This window comes from Seonamhaeicola marinus, assembly GCF_008085455.1.
This window is the reverse complement of the sequence record NZ_VSDQ01000679.1, coordinates 914,501-935,290: the sequence shown is the minus strand read 5'-3', so window position 1 is coordinate 935,290 and position 20,790 is coordinate 914,501. Positions and strand designations below refer to the sequence as shown.

Here is a 20,790-nt window from a genome sequence, read left to right as displayed (position 1 = left end):
TATTTTATTGTTTAGACCATCCTTCTGTTGTGCCTTTTAAATAACCAATAGCCCAACCACTTCCTTTTTGAGAAGCCCAAAATACATCTTGTCTGTAAGGGTCTGGCTTTACATCAACCACTCTATCATGTTGTCCTAAACCAATATTTACTTTGTTCCAGCTATTCCCGCCATTCCTAGAAATATAAACCCCGGGATTTAATTTTGCTTTGGCATTTTTTGCTCTGTGCGGTAAGGGAGCACTTACTATTAAAATATCAGGGTTTAAAGGCGAGGTTTCGCACTGCCAAACATAAGGCAGGTTAAAAATCCTTTCCCAAGACTTTCCTTTAGTTGTACTTCTCCATACACCGCTGCCCTCATCTGTACCATTTTCATTTCCAGCAGACAGATACATGTATTTATTATTTCTATCTATAAATATATTGGTTACATTTTTAATTTCAGAAGGAATTTTAACTTCTTTCCAATCGCCACCCTTATTTGTTGATTTGAATAATCCACCATTGTCGTCATTAACTGCCGCATATAAAATTTCAGGATTATCAGGATCTAAAACCACCCTTCTTACACTTGCGCCTTCATGAAAACCTTTGTTACTAAGCTGCCATGTATGGCCTTCATCAAAAGAACGATAAAAACCATAGGTTCCTTTTGTTAAGGTTTTAGCATAAGGGCCTGCTACTTGAGAAATAGGTGTTTTGGTAGCACAGAAATACATGTTTTTAGCATTAATTGGATCAAAAATTAAAGAATTCATGAATACTAATCTTTCGTGCATTGGGGTGTCTGCAGCAAAAATGGTTGCTATACTTTCCCAAGTTTTACCGCCATCTAAGGAACGTCTTAATTTACCTCTATGATTTTGTCTGTACGGTAAAAAGTAAATTTTATTGGGGTCTTCTGGATGTACGGCAATTGGTCCTGTAGAATGTGCTCCCCCATGATGTATCTGTCCTTCTAGCTGTTCAACTGCTACGGCCATTTTATCTGGATAATTACCTAAAGGTGCTGTTTGCCATAAGCCATGTTCTCCACTTCCCAATAAATATCTGTCCTTTATCCCTGTTTCCAATAACATATAGCGCCCAGGTAAATTACTGTCGCCTTTACCAATCCAATGTTTAGAGTTTAATGCTGTTTCATTATCATCTATTTGTTGCCATGTATTGCCGCCATCTTTAGATTGTAACACTTGTTGATCTAGGCAAATATATGCTGTTCCGTCTACACTCAATTCCAAGAAACGATTACCCCAAACATCTTCTCTTCTGTCCATTTCTGGCTGTAAATGTGCAAAAAAGGTATTTGGTGTTACGGGGTTATTTCTTGATTCCCAATAAGCTTTATCGGTTTTTTCTATCCAATATTTTCCTGTTCTAGCTACCGCTACCCATGTTTTTCCGCCATCACTAGATTTCCAAGCATCACCTGTTAAAAATGACTTATCATGTTTTGTATTATGAGACAAGTAAATATCATTTTGATTCTGAGGGTTTACTTGAATTCTGTGCCATACATCTAAAACTTCCGTTGGATACTTAGGATATTTAGACCTAACCTCTTTTACACTTTTTTGAAACCAAAACGCAACAGCTTTCCAATACCTATTTTGTAATGCTCTACTTGTTATTTTGCTTAAATCTACGGGCAGATTCCCTGTGATGTTTTGCCACGTTTTCCCGCTATCTGAACTTTTGTAAACGCCGCCTTTGGTGGTTAATGTTTTTCCATTTGGAATGAATGCAGTTTGATCCACTAGGTATAGTACAAATTCCTTGGTCTTTTTGTTATAATAAAAGTCTAAGTCTCTGGGGCGATTTACCTCCAACCCATTACCACTAGGTTTCCAAGTTCTTCCTTTATCCTCGCTTCTAAAAACGCCTTGGTTGGTAATAGCAATAACTATTTTTGAGTTGTTCGGGTTTACTACTATTCTTCCAACATCTAAATTCTTAAATTCTCCTATTTTGAATAGTTCCCATGTTTTTCCAGAATCTACACTTCTGTAAATACCTTCATTTTTGGACTGGCGTGATTGTCCATTTTTATGACGATGGTTGGCTTTAACATTCCAGAAATCTCCTTGTCCTACATACCAAATCTTATCGTTTGAAGGATCTACCATTATCTCAGCAGAACGTCCTTTAAATTTTCTAACAAATGTCCAAGTTTTGCCTGTATCTTGAGTCTTAAACAACTGCCCACCACCAGTAATTGCAAAACCAAAATTTGGTTTTTGATAAGAAAACATAAACTTTCTTACTCTTGCCAAATCTTTACCGTCTCCATCAGGGTTTTTAACAGTATACCATGTTTTCCCAGCATCCCAAGAACCATAGGTATTAAACATATCTGGCGACATGAAAATTACATTCTTATCTGTAGGATGGCACCAAAATTCTTCACAATAACCAGACATACCCGGACCTACTTGTCGCCATGTCACTACATCTGTTGATGCAACGGTTTTAGAATTTAACCTTTTAAAATAGTCTTTGTTTATTTGGGACTGAATATGAAACCCCAAAAAAACAACACTTATTAATAGATAATATCTTTTCATTTTTTTATTTTGAAACTAATGCTACAATAACTGTTTCTAATCCTTCTGAGGTAATTGTACACGTAATATCTCCTGCTTCTTGAGTAGATTGTAAAATTGCCAAGCATTTACCGTGAAAAGCAGAACGTTTATTTGCTTTAAAGGGCTCTAAGCCCATACTATCACCATTACCCACTCCGGCAATAGTTACCGGTCCTTTAACATCAAATTTTAGTGTATTGTTAGCCGTAGGCACTTCATTTCCATCCTTATCTAGAATTGTACATTCCACATAAATTACATCTTGTCCGTTAGCCTTCATTTCAGTTCTTCTGGTTTCGACTTTAATTTTTGCTGGAGCTCCTGCTGTTTTAACCACTTTTTCGGCTATTACATTTCCATTTTTGTAAGACACTGCTTTTAGTTCTCCTGGTTGGTAGACAACATCCCAACTTTGATATTCAACAGCATTTGAATCGTTTGTTTTCCTACCTAAAGATTTTCCGTCTTGAAATAGTTCAACTTCATCGCCGTTTGTAAATCCATAAATGGTTACTTTCTTACCTTCCATTCCCTTTAAATTCCAGTGAGGATAGATATGTACCATAGGTTTATCATCCCATTGACTTTGATAAAAATAAAACCCATCCTTTTTGAATCCGGCTAGATCTATGGGTGCAAAGCAGGAAGATCGTGCGGGCCAACCAAAAGGAATAACTTCTCCAAGATAGTCCCAACCTGTCCAAATAAACATTCCCATTATATTTGGATATTTTTTTACCATACGCCATGCTTCCATACCTTTTTCACCTCGTATGTCTCTACTCTCAACCCATTCGTAAGCATCGTTATGTTCGTAGTTCAGTTTATCCCACCATGCTTTCTTAGCTTCATCATAGAGATATGTAGAACGCGGGTAAAATGATTGAGCAGATTGGTGTTCTGTTATTACACTTCTAATGTTTGGTAAGCTTTCCATTTCTGTTAAATAACGTTCTTCTGTGATATAGTTAAATCCGTAAATGTCGCTTGTTGCTGCCGCATCTTGATTTGGGCGTTTTGGATCCCAATATCCGTGCACACCATTTGTTACTGGCCTGTAATCTAACCTATGGACTATATCTGCCAATCGTTTTCCAATAGCAATACCTTCTTCATCGCGCATTTGGTCTATTTCGTTGCCAATACTCCACATAATAACAGATGGGTGATTTCTATCTCTTAATAGCATATCTTCTAAATCTATATCTGCCCATTCTTTAAATTGGTTGGCATAGAAATCTACTGGAATTCTTATTTTCTTACCGTTTTGAGTTGTCATCGGTTCTTTAATAAGTTCCCACTCATCGAACGCTTCATTCATTACCAAAAAGCCCATACTATCGCACACTTTTAAAAACTCTTCAGAGAATGGATTATGAGCGGTACGAACGGCGTTACTTCCCATTTCGCGGAGCTTTTCCAACTGGCGCTCTACTGTTCTTCTATGAATTGCAGCCCCCAATGGCCCGCCTGCATGATGTAGGCAAACACCCTTTAGTTTTGTTACTTTTCCGTTTAGTTTAAAGCCTTCGTTCTTGTCAAATTCTAATGTTCTAATACCTGTTTTGTTTTCTTCGGAATACACTACAACATCGCCTTCTAAAATCTCTGTTTTAATCGTATACAAATTTGGAAGCTCTTGTGACCATATTTGTGGATTTGAAATTTCTAAAACCACTTTAGATTGTGAAGTTGCAGAAGCTCCAACAGTTAACACTTCTGAAGAAGACCCTACGTCTTCACCATTTGGGGCTTTTGCTGTATGACGAACTGTAACGGTTTTTCCGTCTCCCAGATCATTTCGTACTTGGGTTGTAATTTTAATTTCAGCTTTTTCTGAAGTATAATTATCTGCCACAATATAATTACCCCAAATTGGCACATATACTTTGTTAGTCTTTATTAAATGTACATGACGATAAATACCTGTACCAGTGTACCATCTTGATCCTGGCTGACTTGAGTTATCTAGTTTAACTGTTAGGACATTATCTCCTCCAAATTTGATATGATTGGTCATATCATAATGAAATGCAATATATCCTAACGGTCTCTTACCAAGGGAGTGCCCATTTATAAACACCTCTGAATTTCTGTAGGCGCCATCAAAATAAATCACAAAACGCTTGTCTTTATCTTCTTTAGCTACCGAAAATGTTTTTCTGTAAGTTACCTTTCCTGTTTGCAACCAACCTCCACGAGAGAATGATGGGTTGTCTTTACTAAAATTACCTTCAATACTCCAATCATGAGGAACGTTAACATCGGTCCACGACGCATCATTAAAATTGAGCGCCTCGGCACCTGATACGTCTTCAGCAATAAATTTCCATCCGAAATCAAAACTTTCTTTAGTGTTTAAGGTTTGTGGTTTATTGCATCCTAAAGTGCATAACAACATACCGTAAATACTTATTTTTAAAAGTGTCTTCATTTTTAACTACAGTTTTAATTTATAATCATGTGCTCCTGGTGCAAAATTGCTACGGTAAATTTTAGTTCCTGTTACATTACCTCCTTTGCCCCATCCAACCTCAACACGGTTATCACCTAATACAATATTGATGAGTTTCTTTTTCATTTTCTCGGCAATTTTTTGATACTTTTTGTTGAAGGCTAAATTATTAACTTCATGAGGATCTTTTTTTGTATCGTATAAAGCAGAATCTAAATCTTCATAGGATGCATTAAGCGCCCATTCCATATCTTTCCCTCTGGTTTTGTTGGGGCGCGATTGCATAGAGAACACATAATCTTTAGTTCTTATAAACGCTCTTGGGCCAGTAACAGCGTGTGCCTCACCTATTATATAATCTCTTTTTGGAGATTTTCCTGCAGCAACATCGGCCATATCCAAACCATCTAAATACTGGAACTTTTCACTTTTAAGGTCTGCTCCTCCAGCAGATAAAATTGTAGGTGCTATATCTACAAACTCTGTATAATCTCTTACCACTTTTCCTGCTGGAAATTTCTTTTTGTCTGAAGACACCACTATAATTGGGTTATGGGTGTCTATTTCCCATGGAGTAAATTTAGAAACAGAGCCATGGTCGTTTAATTTCCATCCATGATCTCCCACTACATACATTACCATCCAGGGCTGCTTATTTTTTTCGCTATAGGCAATAAAATCATCTACGGCTTGTCCTACTAAATCATCTCCGTAAGCACAAAATGCGTAATAATCCTGAATCATATCTTGTTTTTCCTTATCTGTAAAATGATCTGTATAACTGCTCATAACTTGTTTCTTTTGTTGAGCAGACATAGTTTTTAATTCACTTTTATCAAATCCAGGAACTTTATATGTATGTTTTTTGAATCTATCTCTGTAGCTTGCTGGTGGCAGCACAGGTGTATGCGGAAAGTCATATCCTATATGGCAGAATAACGGCTTACTAGTGTCCACCCCATCAAATGTTCTTGAACCTGCTTTAAACTTTGTGTTTTCATTTTTAAGAAAGTCTTCAAAGATTGACGAGTAATACCCATCTCTTGTTTTACCAGCTTTTCTAGAACTTACTCCTGCCAAAATTGGAGAAGAAAAAGGTGTTTGCGGACCTTTCTTTTTATTATAAAGTTTTAAAAGCTCATATTTTTTCATGGCTTTTTCTGCGCTTCCTTTATATTTTGGAAACTCATTTTCTAAACGTTCTGAGATGTATTCAAATTCGCCATTTTCAGTTACAAAAAACTCCATACTTTTTAATGGTGTATCTAGTTTTTTTCCGTCCATTTCATAAAACCAATCCTTACCCCAACCTGTTAAACCATCTTTTCTTAATTGTTTGAAACTAATATCTGTTTGATATAATTTATGGGGAACAGCCTTACCGTTTTTAATGGTTTTAATTCTAACACCTAACTTACCAATATGGACTGTTTGGTAGCCTAAGCTTTCCATTTGCTCAGGTAAATAGGGTTCACAGTGTTCTGCATTATTATTGTAATATTCAAACTCATAAACACCAGACCTGAATGGATAACGACCAGAATGCATTGAAGTTCTTGAGGGAGCACAACCTGCGGCTTGACAATAGGTATTAATAAATGTGGTTCCCATTTCTGTAAGCTTATCTGCTTGGGGAGACTCTACATAACCTAATTCACTGTGTTCCCTACCATGAAGCATTTTATTAAATGCATTAATAGCATCGTACCTGTGGTCATCTGTTAAAACCCAAAGAATATTTGGTTGTTGCTCTTGGGCGAAGTTGAATTTAACTCCGGTTATACAAAGCATTAGAGCAAAGACTAATTTATTTTTCATTTTTATTTAGTGTTTCCTAGTTGTAATTTATAATCATGAGCATTTGGCGCAAAGTTGCTTTTATGTACTTTCGTTCCAATAGCCTTTGTGTTCTTTCCAAAATTATCGCCGCCCCAATTTACTTCTGCTCTTCCGTCTCCAATAACAATATCAAGAAGCTTCTTCTTCATTTTCATTGCTACATTCTTGTATTTAGGATTAAAAGCAACATTATTAATTTCATTAGGGTCTTTAGCGGTATGATACAATGCAGGATCTAAATCTTTGTAAGTAGCATTCATAGCCCAATCCATCTTTACACCTCTTTTAGAATTAGGACGTGTTTTTACAGAAAACATATAGTCTTTAGTTCTTATATAAGCTCTTGGACCAATACTATGATGACTTTCGCCAATTACATAATCTCTTTTAGGCGCTTTACCGGTTGCAATTTTTTCTAAATCTAATCCGTCTAAATGACTGAATTTGCTGCTATAAATATCTGCACCTCCCGCATTTAAAATTGTTGGAGCTATATCTACAAATTCTGTAAAATCCTTTACCACTTTCCCTTTTGGAAATTTCTTTTTATCTGAAGACACCACTATTATTGGGTTATGACTGTCCATTTCCCATGGTGTATTTTTGGTTATAGCACCATGCTCGTTTAGTTTCCACCCATGATCTCCGCATACATATACTATTAACCATGGTTGTTTTTTGTTTTCGCTGTAGGTTATAAAGGTATCAACAGCATCTCCAATTAAGGCATCACCATAGGCACAAAATGCATAATAATCCTGAACCATTTTTTGTTTTTCTTCATCTGTAAAGTCATCAGAGTAACTTGAATTCACACGTTTCTGAAAGGCTTTTGCCATTTTCTTAAATTCTTCATCTGTTAGTTCAGGAATCTTATAGGTATGCTTTTGAAAACGCTCACGATATTCCTTTGGAGGTAAAACTGGTGTATGAGGAAAATCGTAACCTATATGGGCAAATAACGGTTTTGCCGCATCCACACCATTAAAAGTTGTATTTCCTACTTTGAATTGTTTGTTTTCATTTTTAAGAAAGTTTACAAAAGCTGTTGTGTAGTGTCCGTCTCTTGTTTTTCCTGAAGGTTGTGGACTTACCCCGGCTAGCACGCCTTTATTAAATACACTTTGTGGCTGCCCCTTTTTCTTGTTGTACTTATAAAAAAGTTCATATTTATCAAAAGCTTCTTTAGCCATACCCGCTAATTGTGGGTTTTCTTTTTCTAACGTTTCAGATTTATAGTAAATGGTTCCATCGCTATCTTTAAAATAGGTAACATTTCTTAGGGGTTTCTTTAATTTAACGCCGTTTACTTCTTTTACTATAGATTGCTTTCCCCATTCTGGTAAACCTTCGTTTTCAACAATTTTAGAATCTATGTCTACTTGATAAACAGGAAATTTAACAGCGTTGTTATTTTTTAATGTTCTTATTCGAACACCTAGTTTACCTACATGCATGGTTTGGTAACCCAAACTCACCATCTCTTCGGGTAGCAAGGGGTAAGAATTTGTAGTGTTATTATTGAAATATTCAAACTGATAAATTCCCGAACGAAATGGATATCGCCCTGAGTGCATTGATGCTCTTGAAGGTGCACATCCTTGAGCTTGGCAATAGGTATTAATAAAGGTGGTTCCCATATTAGCAAGGCGGTCTACATTGGGTGATTCTACATAACCCAGAGCGCTATTTTCTCTTCCGTGTAGTATCTTATTAAATGCTGGAATGGCATCATAACGTTGATCATCGGTTAAAATCCAAAGCACATTAGGTTGTTGTTTTTGCGCGTATATGGTAAGTTTACCTACCAATAAGCAGGCAACTAGTAGTACTATCTTTTTAGTCATTTTTGTTATTTCATTTTAAAGCTTCTGCTATAAACAGGATGCGTAGTTATACTGTTAACCTCTAATACATTAGTGGTTTTGTTTAATTCTGGCCAATACGTGCCGTCTATATATATTTCATCTTTTGGCTGAAGTGGGATAAACTTTAATTCTAACTTCATGTCTGAAGTATAATCGGGAAGTAAATATTTCGTGCTAAAGTCCCAAACATTACCATTATAGTAGTTATCGTATTTAAATACACTGTTTTTGTAAAAACGCAAGGCGCTTGCTTTATAGTCTACTTTTACTCTAACGTCTTTTAAGTTTGAAGAAATGCCCTCGGGAAATGCCAATTCTATAACGGTACCTTTATGCCAAATAGAATCTAATGGACGTGCAATTTTGTTATTGACTTTACGATTATTAGAGCGATTTTTAAAACTTAGGCCTTTACCGTTTTGCGTTTCTTTAAAGCTAATAGGAACGTCCTGTTTTTTAAAATCTACGTTTAACTTATCAAACAAACCGTCTTGCCTGCTTACTACATTTACCAATGGGTTTGATGGATACGTCCAAATTGTGTTTTTCGTATTCTCGCTTATTAACTCTAAGGTATTGGCAACATTATTAAATACCAGAACTTCAGCATTAGAAAGGTATAATTTATCTTTATTCTTGTAAAGTTGTTTGGCTTGTTTTTGAGATAAGATTAAAAATCGAAGGGTGTCACCATTCAGTTGCTTTACATCAAAATAGCAATTTAAACCTGCTTTAATATTAACTATTTTTATGACTTTGTCTGCTTTAAAAACTTCAACATTAGCTCCTTCAATCTTGTCTATTGTTGTGTTATCTAAAACAAATTGGGCTGGTATACCTTCATTTTCAAAAAACACATAGGTTTTACTTTGTTTTAAATGTAAAACTGGTTGTGCGGAAGCGTGTTTTATGGTTGTGTTTTCTAAGGTTAAATTAAAAGGCCAATAAAAATAGGTATGTTTAGGAACGGTTATTGGTTTTTCAGGGATTTTAAGTGTCTCTCCTTTTAATTTTATTTCAAACTGAACATTGTTGAATTGATAGGTTGTATCTAACTTCACATGGTTATTTACAAAAATGAATCCTGTTTTACCATCTGTTCTTATAGCTCTTTGTAATTTATGAGTATTGCCAAGTTTAAATCCTTTTAGTTCATCCAATTCATCAGGCACAAAGGTTTTACAAGGTGCTACATACTTACCAAAATCTGTCATGAAATTTAACTGAATTGGGTACTCATGGAAACTCTTACGCGCTTGACCAAACTCTCCAATGGCTGCTTGAAAATCTCTACTTATCACCCCATTATCATTGGCTCCTTGCTCAATATCTCTATTCATATAAGTGAGTTTTCCTTTAGGATTATGCCCGCCAACATTCATAAAATAGCCTAGTCCGTTTGCTCCACTTCCAAACTCTACTAGAGATAGCGCGCCATTATCTAAGTAATCTAAATTGGTACGTCTGTGGTAAGCCATATCCATACCAATTCCTGTTTCACTTGTTAAATAGGGATTGGCATTGTATGATTCTTGAACGCCTTCGGCTTCTTTTGCTCCTGTATTTAACTCGGTATCTATATCATTTTTTGCTCTATATATGCTAAAACTAAAGGCTTCTGGAACATGTTTTGCATTTGCAGGTATCCAGAAATAATCGGCATAGGTACCGTAAGTAGGCACAGTATTATCTTGTGTAAAAGGTGCATGTGCCCAACCTGTTACTGTGTATAATGGTACATCCATACCATATTTTAGGGCTGTTTCTTTCTCCCAATCTATAAGTGCAGGACTTCCTTTTGATACATGATGCGAATACTCGTTATCAAATTGAATAGCATAAATAGGCCCACCATCTTTCCAATACAACCCTTGCATCTGCTCTCCAAGCTTTTCAAATAACGTATCAACCGCATCCAAATATTCTGGTGCCATGGTACGTAATTTTCCGCCTCTACCACTATTACCAAAAGGATTTTGTGGGTTGCCTAAGCGTTTTACCAACCAATCTGGGTGACCGCCATTTCTAACCTCACCATTTACCCAAGGCCCTATTCTGGCAAAGAATTTTAAATCGTGTTTTTTACACAACTGAATGAACCGTCTGAGGTTATTATTTCCTGTAAAATCCCATTCGCCTTCAATTTCTTCGTGCATAATCCAGCAAACATAGGCTGAAACACCATCAAACCCTTGAGCTTTCATTTTCAGCAGGGCATCTTCCCAGTATTCAGAAGGGTAACGTTGGTAATGAAATTCGCCGTAGGAAGGAATCCAAGGTTTATCATTGTAGGTTACATATTGACTGTTTACTGTAATTTTATCTCCATTAGGTGCTACAGCCGACATTTTTGGAATATCTCTAGGAGTTTTAATATTTACTTCAGAAAAATCAAATGAAAGGGCTTTGGTATAGGTTATAACATCTGCCGAAGCATTATTTACAATTGCGGTTTCCTTTTTACAGGAAGCTAAAACCCCTAAACATGCAATTAGAACAATGATTTTCTTCATTAATTTTAAATTTTAATTTTTTTTACTATTTCGATGTCCTTTAGAACTCTTGGGTAATAAAGCTCCCATGAAAATTTGAAAGATCTAATATGAAGCAGGGACACTTCTTGATACTGTTGTGTAGATTCTATAAGATCTAACCAATGTTTTGAAGCGCTTTCAAGATGTTCTATGGCTCTTTCTCTTTTAGCTTCATTCTTGGTTTTTATGGCTTCATCTAAATACAGTCCTGCCCAAAGCTTATCGGCAAAATATAGACTCATATTTGCCCAAGCTTTAACATCATTAAGTTCAATAGTAAAATTTTCAGAGTTTCTGGTATTCTTACCCTTTATGGCTTTACAAAGCTTCAAAATCTTTTGTCCGTTTTGCTCCATTTCTTCGGCAATTTCTTGAGGCGTTACCAACTCCTCAGATATTGATTTCCCGTCTAACATTAGATTATTATAATCTGAAATATTGAGGTATAATGGATCTAAAGTTGGGTGCGTTATCATTTCATCTATTCTAATAAAAGCATCTTCGGCTTCCTTGTAGTTTCTATACAATTGTTTACCGTTTAGGAATCCTTCACTGTAGGTGGTAAAGTCCCATGTTCCTTTATAAAAGGTTGAAAATCGCAATGGCATTTCACTACCTAATTGCAATGCTTCAAATAAAGGTGCTCCTACCTCATCTCCGTATTTTTGCTTAAAATTTTGAATGAAGTAATCATCACTTGTTTTTGGATCATACATTAATCGTCCCCACATTTGGTAGAACTCCCAATCTTTTTCATAGGCGTATTTCCAATTGTATTTCACATTGGGATTCATCCTGTATTCTTTTGCTGGAATATAAGTTTCCGAACCAATAAAATACCCCATGGTGATATCTGGAAAGTCATTAACCTTAATATGTTCTTTAATGAATGCTGTGTTTCCCCAATTCAACATAATAAAGTCCTCATTACGCATCATCCACGCCATTTTATAGTTTTTTGGTTTAGGGTTCCAATATTGATCAGATACCTTTCCGCCATGAGTAATAGCCAAATTAGGAGTTGAATGTCCGTGAGACCAATTGAACTTAAATTCCATGATTATTGGTCCTTCTGTATCGTTATAAGATTCAATGTATTCTCTAGCTATTTCTGGTTCTACTTTAAAAGGTGCTCTGTGAATGAATTTCACTTTTCTATTGGCATTTTTCATACCTTCAATAAAGGTGCTTTTTACCCATTTCATGGCGTCTTCCATAGGCATTTTCATGCGTTCACCAATACTGACTCCTAATCCTGTTAAATTGGGGTACTCATTTATGGTTTGTGTTATGGTTTCACGCATGTAATCCACTATGACTTGAGATGTATCGGCAGGCGTAAATCCGTAATGCCACTCTAAGTCATCCTTATAATTGGCTACATTATGTGTTTCGGTTAAACCTGGGGAGGTTATGATGTTCCAGTTTACGATATAGGTCTCAATACTGCGGTCTTTGGCCATTTTAAATAAGGTACGCCAAAAGGTTTGCCAATCTTTAAATTCTTGTCCTGTATACTGTGTGGCTTCTGGAAACTTTTCTGGCTGCACCATGAATGTGAATGGATGTAAATTCCACAGTGTAAGTGCATTTAATCTATTTTCTGCCATCATATCTAAATAACCTTCCCAAAACACGGTGTCTTTTACAGTTTTCATATGAAGATGCAAGGACTCACCTATGCGATACGAAGACCAAGGCAGATTGAACTTTACAGCTCTAAACGAGAAATGTGGGTTTTCGGTTTTGGCTTGAAATTTAGCATCGGTTCCATAAAGTTTTAACTGATCTTTCAACTCTAGAATCCCATACATTAAACCAGCCTCATCTTTGGCTAGAAGATAGGTATCATTTTCTTTAGTAATAATTTGAAAACCTTCCGATTTAATAGCCTCTGGTTTTAGCTTTAACTTTTTTATCCAAGCTTTATCGTTTTCAGTATCTAGTAAAATGATTTTTGAATCGAAGGATTTAGACGTTTTTAGGGCTTCAAGATTTAACTTTGAAAATTTAATTTGACTGGCCAATTTCTTTAAGGCTATTTTAGTAACATCGGATTCTGATGAGAAAAAAACACCTCTGGACTGCGCATTTACAGTTAAAAAGAAAAGGCTAACAATTGCTAAAGCTAAACTTCTAAGATTCATTTTATATGTGGTTTACTATTTCTTAACCAAAGGATCTACCTTACCATAACCTCCTTTTGGAGCATCATGAGCGGTAGCATGTTGATCAAATTTCGGAACTACTTTTTTAAGTTCATCGCGCTCCTTTCTATGAGCTTCAGACACTTTACTCCAATCTTTAATCTTTGGAAATGAGATTAAATCCTTTGGATATTTACTAACATCATACCATACATTATTACCATCTTTCATTACTAAATCGCCTCTAATAATGGTGGTTTCTTTATGATACCCATACACCCAATCTCTATGTTTTGGTTTATTTGTGGTTAAGAAAGGTATTAAACTTTCTCCATTCATCTCATAAGAATCTGGAATTTCAACACCACCTAAATCGGCAATTGTTGGAATTAAATCCGACATGTTAGCCAAAACATCTTGAGCCCCTTTTTTAGTGAGGTTCATCCCTGGTGCATAAATGATTAAAGGCACATGGGTTCCTTTTTGCGAAATTGGGCTAGACTTACCATAACCACTCGTGCCATTGTCTGCACAAAAAATGAAAATCGTATTGTTTTCTATACCTAAGGCTTTAAACTTGTTTAGATATTGCCACACTTGATAATCTAAATAGTTTACGTGATGGTGAATTCCACTTTCAGTAATTGTTCCATAGGTATTATACACTCCATTATCTCCAGTAACCTTTGGTGTTACGCGCGTATACTTTTTGCCATCCCAATTAATTTTTGGTGTTCCTGGCCATTTCCCTTCTGAACTCGGGTTTAGAAAATCCCAAGCATCATGTCCTAAATGACTTGTGTGATATACAAAAAATGGCTTGTTCTCTTTTACTTTTCTTTCTATAAAGTCGAATGTAAATTCCAGTTCTACATCTGGTCCAAACGTATCTAATCCGTAACGCTTTTTAGAGTTTTTATCATTAGGCCACCATACAAATTTTTGTTTGGCACTAGGGTGATTCATTAATTGCACATGAGGTTTCCAGTACCAACCAGATTGCACATAACTTTTCTTATGAATTGGCTTATTTGTGTCGGCATTATAAATTACTTTTTTACCCGTTACCTTTCTTGTTTCTAATCTAAAATCTGTAGTGTGAATGGCCTTATTATAAGACCCTTCTCCTGGAGTAAAGCATCCTTCATCAAATGGAAACCCATCAATACTCATTTGGGTTTTGCCTGCCCAAAACGTGGCATATCCTCCGGCTTTTGCAACATGAGCTATACTATGTGGTGAACTATCATACAGGTTCCAGTTTCCCTTTCCGTTTGGCGCTTTTCCCTTGTCTTTATTATGCCACCATTTGTGTAAATGCGCATAGCGTCCTGTCATCATCATTGCTCTACTTGGCCCACAAACTGTTGATGCCCAAGCTGTCTTAACGTAGCAACCTTCTTCAGCAATTTTGTCTAAAATTGGTGTTTGTGCTTTATATTTCACATCTGACGTTGTTCCCCCTTTAGGCGGACTCCACACGGTTGAACCATAAATTGGTAATTCTCTAGCACTAATATCATCTGCAAACAGCAGTACAATATTTGGCTGTTTTTGTGCATGTCCCTTTAAAAGCAGTAACACAAAAGCCATTAAAACTAAATTTATTCTCATATTTTTCAATTTTCTTATCCTTTCACTATTAATTTAAAACGGTCTTAAACCATCCGCTTCCCCAACCTGCACACCACAGCACATTTTCATTGTATGGGTCTGGTTTAAAGTCGGTCATTTTATCAGGTTGTCCGATACCTTTGTTAATCTTACTCCAACTTTTCCCGTTGTCTTTGGTTAGATATAACCCCGGATTTTTAAAGCCTCTTTGGTAAGGTACATTCACAGTTATGATATTTGAATTAACTGGAGACACTTCTACCTGCCATACATATGGGGCTTTGAAAAACTTTTTCCAATTTTTACCGTTGTCTGTACTTTTCCAAACACCACCTGCTTCATATGCCCCGAAATTGGAACCCGTTGATAGGTACATGGCTTTTGTATTTCTATCTATAAACAGGTTGTTAACGGATTCTATTTGGGATGGAATTTTTACCTTTTTCCAAGTTAAAGCACCATCTGTAGATTTATACAATCCGCCAACATGGTGTTTATTTCTTTGATTTACTGAAGCATAAATGACTTTTGGGTTTTGTGGATCCATAGTTAACCTTCGCACGCTACCCAATTTTGGTAGCCCTTTATTGCTAAGCGTCCAGTTGTAACCACCATCATTAGAGCGATACACGCCATATTTCCCTTTAGACATGACGTCTTCTTTTGGAGAAGCTCCAACCTCTTGTACTGTATGCCTTATGGCACAGAAATACATGTTGTCTGGATTTTTGGGGTCAATCATTAAGGAGTATTGCGGCGCTATACCTCTATATTCGGGATTTTTACCTTCAAAAATTGTAGCAATGTTTTCCCAAGTTTTTCCTCCATTGGTTGATCTACGCATTTTACCACGGTGTTCCTGCCTCCAACCAATAAGGTAAATGATATCTGGATTATGAGGATGTACTGCAACTGTAGAAGCTGAATGTAAACCGTGCTTTCCACTATGATCATGCACTTGTCCTTCTATTTGTTTTACAGCTACTGCGTCTTTATCGGGATAATTCCCTAAAGATGCTGTTTCCCATAAACCATGTTCGCCACTGCAAAGTAAGTACCTGTCTTTAATTCCTGTTTCAAGCAGCATAAATCGCCCTGGTAAATTACTATCGCCTCTACCAACCCAAGTATTACTACCTGGTGCGGTTTCATAATCATCAATTTGTTGCCAAGTTTTACCGCCATCACTAGAACGTTGTGTTTGTTGTTGTACGCCAATAAACACTTCACCTTTAGCATTTATAGCTAAACTTCTACTACCAAATCTTACTTCGTTTTGTTCGGCATTTGCTATGCCTACATGAGAGAATTCCACATTTGCACCTTTTTCAAATCCTTTACTTTCCCAGTATGCATTATCCTTATTTTGATTCCAATAGGTTCCTGCGCGTGCGCAGATTTTCCAAGTTTTACCTCCATCTTCCGTTTTCCAAGCATCACCCGGACCAAAACTTTTATCATGACGCTGGTTAGCTACTAAATAAATCTCGTTTTTATTTAAGGGATTTACAGCAATTCTATTAAAAATGGAATAAGTGTTTTCTGGAAATTTTGGGTACGCTTTTCTTGAGTCTGTATCAAACCAATAACTTAAGACTCTATGGTAGTTATTTCTATGATACTTATCTGTTATCCTATTATAGTTTACACCCAAATTTCCAGTAATGTTCTCCCATGTTTTTCCGCCATTACTACTTTTATAAACACCACCTATAGTTGTAATAGACTTGCCATTAGGCTCGTAAATTGTTTGCTCCACTAAATACAGTACAAATTCTTTAGTCTTAGGATTATAATAGGATGTTACATCTCTTGGCAGGTTGTTTGGCAGTCCTTTTCCACTAGGTTCCCAAGTCTCTCCCGTATCATTACTAACAAAAAAACCATAGTTCGTAGCAATGTACATTTGATTTGGCTTTACGGGATTGATAATAATACGTGCAACATCTAAATCTTTTGAAATAGTATTGGCTACCTTTTTCCATGTTTTACCGTAATCAGTAGTTTTTAACACGTAGCCATAACTGGCAATTTTGTTTTTCTTACCATGAATTAATGCTTTGGAACGATGGTTATACTTTACGTTCCAAAAATCTCCGGCTCCAACAAACCAAATAGCGTCGTTTGCCGGATGAATAGCCATTTTTGTATGGGCATTATATGCCGATTTTTCGGCTCTTGGAATGGTATACACTAATTCCCAATGCCTTCCTCTGTTTGTGGTTTTAAATATTTTTCCACGTCTTTCTAAGGCTAAACCAAAGTCTGGATTCTGCTTAGAAAAGGTGATATCTAGAACACGCTCCATACATTTTCCGTCACCGTCATAATCTTTAATAGAATGCCATGATTTACCATTATCCCATGTACCATAAGACACGTGCATATCTGGCCCCATAAACATCACATTTGTATCTGTGGGATGACACCAAAACTCTTCGTTGTAACCAGACATTCCTGGTCCGAAGTTTTTCCACTCCACAGATTGGTCTGATGTTACTCTTTCACTTTTTATTTTTTTGAAAAACGAAGCTGCTTTTTCTTGTGCTGTTAAGCTCATTGCTAAGAGCAATACAAGTGCAAAATGGCTATGCCTAGGTATCCTATTAATGTTCATAATTTAAAATGGCTTTACTACAAAGCTAGCTGAATGATGTACCGTACTGAGTCACAAATGATTTTGATTTTTAAAGAAATGGTTTAGTATAGTTGTTTTAAAGGTATCTTTATTACACTATTACTATACAAGATCATTTTTCAATCGTTTAACAACCAACAGATTACCAGAATCACTTTGTTTAATTCTAGGGTATCAACTCTAATGGGATTTCTAATTTTTTATCATCAGAACCTTCTGCAAAATTGCTTATGGCCCATTCATTTTCATAATTCCAATCGCAATTAACACGTCTATCTCCAAGAACAATAGTTCCTAATTTGGTTCTAAACCAATCGGCTAATTTTTTATACTTCGGATTATTAGCTACATTATTTTGCTCCCCTGGATCTACACGCAAATCAAACAGTGCCATTTCCGCCTGTTCTCTTGAAGTTGTTAACGGCCATTTTATATCCTTTAACAACTTGCCTTTTTTGGGTTTAGCATTGTCTTTTTTGGTTCGCATTGAAAAGGAAAATGCTTTGCTTCTAATAAAACTAATTTCTCCAACACCATGATTAATTGCTCCAATGGTATAAGCTCTTTTTGGTACATTGCCTTTAACGACTTCTCCCAAATCATAGCCATCTAAGTGTTTAAAGTTTTCTTGTTTTGTATTAACCCCAATAGTGTTGTAAAATGTTGGTGCAAAATCTACGTATTCAATAAATTCATTAACTACCTTCCCTTCTGGAAATCTTTTTTTATCTGAAGACACTACCACAACAGCGGTACTATTAGATGCTTTATAAGGTCCAAATTTATTTGCTCCTCCTTGCTCTCCTAAATGCCAACCATGGTCACCTGCTGCTAATAGAATTAAATACTCCTGATTATTATCCTCGCAATATTTTTTAAATGTTTTAATAGACTTCCCAATCATCTCATCTCCAAATGCACAAAATGCATAATAATCTCTTATAAACTGTTGCTTTTCTTGGTATGTCATTTTATCCACAGCTGCTTTTTTATACCACAATTGTAGATTTTTAGGGAGGGTCTTAAGCTCTTTGCTTGAGAATTCTGGAATTTTATAAACCTTATCCTTAAACTTATCTCTAAATGCTTTTGGAGGTGTTACTGGAGTATGCGGAAAGTGATAACCCAAATTGATAAACTGAGGCTGATTGGTATCTGGGCCATTTACCGTTTTACCTTCAATAGTTGTATAGGTAGTATTGGGATTAGACAAGTACCTTTCAAACACTTCATGTATTCTTCCATCTTGAGTTAAGTGCCCTGGTTGTGGACTTTCTCCACCAATAATACTGGTTTTCCCATTTAGTTTTGTATAACATCTAAGAATCTCATATTTCTTATCAAAAGCTTCTTTTACTGTAATATCTTCTTTAGAAATTTCGCCTTCGGTAGTCGTAACAAATTCGGTTTTACTACCATCTGGATGTGTCCATACCTCTTTACTTGCTGCAATACCCCCATTCTTTCGGACCTTTTCGCTTGTCCAATCTGATAAGCCTGTCTTTCTTATGGTATTATCGGTTATTGATAAATCATATACATCTGTTCTAGTATAGGAAGGTTTTCCTATCCACTTAAAAATATACAACCCGGACTTCCCAAAATTTGTGGTTTTATACCCATTGTCTTTCATAACTTCTGGAATGGAACCCTTGTAATGTGAAGCACTCGTATGCGATTTTTCGAATCCGTAAATACCAGAATGCCAAGGATACATTCCTGTATGCATTGACCCTCTTGAAGGTGCGCAACCAGGAGAATTACAAAAAGCATTTGTAAACAAAACCCCTTCTTTTGCTAAGGCATCAATATTTGGAGATTCCACATAACCAAGAGGACTATTAGACACTCCAGAGACTGCCTGATTATAACATTCAATAGCATCTGCCCTTTGATCATCTGTAATAATCCACAGAATATTGGGTTTCTTTTGCGCAAAGACATTTAGAGATATAAATACAATTACTATAAGCAGCTTTAAGTGAGCACATCCTTTTTCCATCATAATAAAATTTGTATCCTACAAATCTATTACGGGGAGGCCCTAATTTTGTATACAAATGATTTTGTTTACTTTAGAAATGGATTTGTTCAAACTCTGCACAACTTGTATGGGTATACATTTCCTGCATTCCATTGGCAGACATACAGGTTTTTATCGTTATCCACACATACATCATGACAGTGCTTAAAAATGGGCACATCCTGATACATTATTTTCAGCTTTCCATTTTTATATTTTGGCTTTGTCCCCCCGGGATTTGAAACTACTTTATGGTTTTTGTCTAGAATGGTTACAAAACCTCTATTCATTTTCATGTTATAATCACCTTCTTCCATACCAAAGCAAACACCAGAATATAAGTTTTCTCCATCAATAACAGGCCTACTTACATAGGCGCCTGGTAAGTAGTAGGTTTCTATAAATTTACCGTCTAAAGTAAATCGCTTAAAGGCATTCTTAATCCGTGCGGAACATAATAGGGTTGGATTATTGGGATCTCGCGCATCTAAGGCTACGCCATGCGCTTGTTTAAACTTAGCTTCTTGCAGAAAACTATCGCCACCAAATTTCCTGATATAATTGCCCTTGGCGTCATACTGTAATATAAACTGAGAACCATAACCATCTGCGATGTATACATCGCCATTAGGTCCAATAGCCGTCTCTGTTGGACGGAAATGCATGTTAGATTTATAGGCGCCATTATCTTTAGGTGAATCGAAAGTTTTAACAATGGTTCCTGTTAAAGTTGTTTTTAGAACCTTCCCTAAGTTTGGATCTGTTATATATAAATATTCGTCATCACCTTCATCATGTAGAGTCAATCCATGTCCTCCAGGAAGTTTCAGCGTCCAACTATCTAAAAGCTTTCCTGATTTATCATAAATAAGTATGTTGTTTTTGACATGATCGGTAAGCATAAATAATCTGCCTTTTTTATCCATTACCATTTCATGACAATTCTTTACTGGATGGGTTTTAGGATTTAGATTTCCCCATTCTAACTCTAAACGATACTTAAAATTACCGTGACCAAAAATTGTCTCGCTTAATTTTGGCTTGGAAGCCATTATATAAAATGGCACTGATGAGGCCACAGTAGT

The 20,790-nt window shown here is 36.1% G+C and carries 10 protein-coding genes; all 10 read right to left on the bottom strand.

The genetic code is table 11. The features are described from left to right. Window positions 1–4: 4 nt before the first annotated feature. The gene (locus FUA24_RS15095) at window positions 5–2,566 is read right to left on the bottom strand and encodes a VPS10 domain-containing protein (protein ID WP_148543773.1); all 2,562 of its coding nucleotides are present in this window, start codon (window positions 2,564–2,566) and stop codon (window positions 5–7) included. Window positions 2,567–2,570: 4 nt separating this feature from the next. After that, window positions 2,571–5,021 carry a glycoside hydrolase family 2 TIM barrel-domain containing protein gene (locus FUA24_RS15090; RefSeq protein ID WP_148543771.1) on the bottom strand — a complete coding sequence of 817 codons (2,451 nt, stop codon included), beginning with the start codon at window positions 5,019–5,021 and terminating at the stop codon, window positions 2,571–2,573. A gap of 6 nt (window positions 5,022–5,027) precedes the next feature. Further along, a complete protein-coding gene (locus FUA24_RS15085; RefSeq protein WP_148543769.1) occupies window positions 5,028–6,860 on the bottom strand; it encodes a sulfatase-like hydrolase/transferase in 1,833 nt (610 codons plus the stop codon). Between the two features lie 2 nt (window positions 6,861–6,862). Next, window positions 6,863–8,728 carry a sulfatase-like hydrolase/transferase gene (locus FUA24_RS15080; protein ID WP_148543767.1) on the bottom strand — a complete coding sequence of 622 codons (1,866 nt, stop codon included), beginning with the start codon at window positions 8,726–8,728 and terminating at the stop codon, window positions 6,863–6,865. Window positions 8,729–8,733: 5 nt separating this feature from the next. After that, the gene (locus tag FUA24_RS15075) at window positions 8,734–11,262 is read right to left on the bottom strand and encodes a beta-galactosidase (protein WP_148543764.1); all 2,529 of its coding nucleotides are present in this window, start codon (window positions 11,260–11,262) and stop codon (window positions 8,734–8,736) included. A gap of 5 nt (window positions 11,263–11,267) precedes the next feature. Next, on the bottom strand, window positions 11,268–13,430 hold the full coding sequence (locus FUA24_RS15070) for a hypothetical protein (protein WP_148543762.1): 2,163 nt from the start codon (window positions 13,428–13,430) through the stop codon (window positions 11,268–11,270). 15 nt (window positions 13,431–13,445) lie between these two features. Then, a complete protein-coding gene (locus FUA24_RS15065) occupies window positions 13,446–15,044 on the bottom strand; it encodes a sulfatase-like hydrolase/transferase (RefSeq protein ID WP_187388295.1) in 1,599 nt (532 codons plus the stop codon). A 28-nt stretch (window positions 15,045–15,072) separates the two neighbouring features. Further along, window positions 15,073–17,604 carry a sialidase family protein gene (locus FUA24_RS15060; RefSeq protein WP_148543760.1) on the bottom strand — a complete coding sequence of 844 codons (2,532 nt, stop codon included), beginning with the start codon at window positions 17,602–17,604 and terminating at the stop codon, window positions 15,073–15,075. Window positions 17,605–17,848: 244 nt separating this feature from the next. Next, complete coding sequence (locus tag FUA24_RS15055) at window positions 17,849–19,687, bottom strand: sulfatase-like hydrolase/transferase (protein WP_148543758.1); 1,839 nt, start codon at window positions 19,685–19,687, stop codon at window positions 17,849–17,851. A gap of 86 nt (window positions 19,688–19,773) precedes the next feature. After that, window positions 19,774–20,790: NHL repeat-containing protein (locus FUA24_RS15050; protein ID WP_148544296.1), on the bottom strand; the 1,017-nt coding region annotated here is incomplete at its 5' end.

What these genes read in the sequence shown, in the direction of transcription:
- FUA24_RS15095 (WP_148543773.1), bottom strand. Translation starts at nt 2,566, where the DNA reads ATGAAAAGATATTATCTATTAATAAGTGTTGTTTTTTTGGGGTTTCAT.
- FUA24_RS15090 (WP_148543771.1), bottom strand. Translation starts at nt 5,021, where the DNA reads ATGAAGACACTTTTAAAAATAAGTATTTACGGTATGTTGTTATGCACT.
- FUA24_RS15085 (WP_148543769.1), bottom strand. Translation starts at nt 6,860, where the DNA reads ATGAAAAATAAATTAGTCTTTGCTCTAATGCTTTGTATAACCGGAGTT.
- FUA24_RS15080 (WP_148543767.1), bottom strand. Translation starts at nt 8,728, where the DNA reads ATGACTAAAAAGATAGTACTACTAGTTGCCTGCTTATTGGTAGGTAAA.
- FUA24_RS15075 (WP_148543764.1), bottom strand. Translation starts at nt 11,262, where the DNA reads ATGAAGAAAATCATTGTTCTAATTGCATGTTTAGGGGTTTTAGCTTCC.
- FUA24_RS15070 (WP_148543762.1), bottom strand. Translation starts at nt 13,430, where the DNA reads ATGAATCTTAGAAGTTTAGCTTTAGCAATTGTTAGCCTTTTCTTTTTA.
- FUA24_RS15065 (WP_187388295.1), bottom strand. Translation starts at nt 15,044, where the DNA reads ATGAGAATAAATTTAGTTTTAATGGCTTTTGTGTTACTGCTTTTAAAG.
- FUA24_RS15060 (WP_148543760.1), bottom strand. Translation starts at nt 17,604, where the DNA reads ATGAGCTTAACAGCACAAGAAAAAGCAGCTTCGTTTTTCAAAAAAATA.
- FUA24_RS15055 (WP_148543758.1), bottom strand. Translation starts at nt 19,687, where the DNA reads ATGATGGAAAAAGGATGTGCTCACTTAAAGCTGCTTATAGTAATTGTA.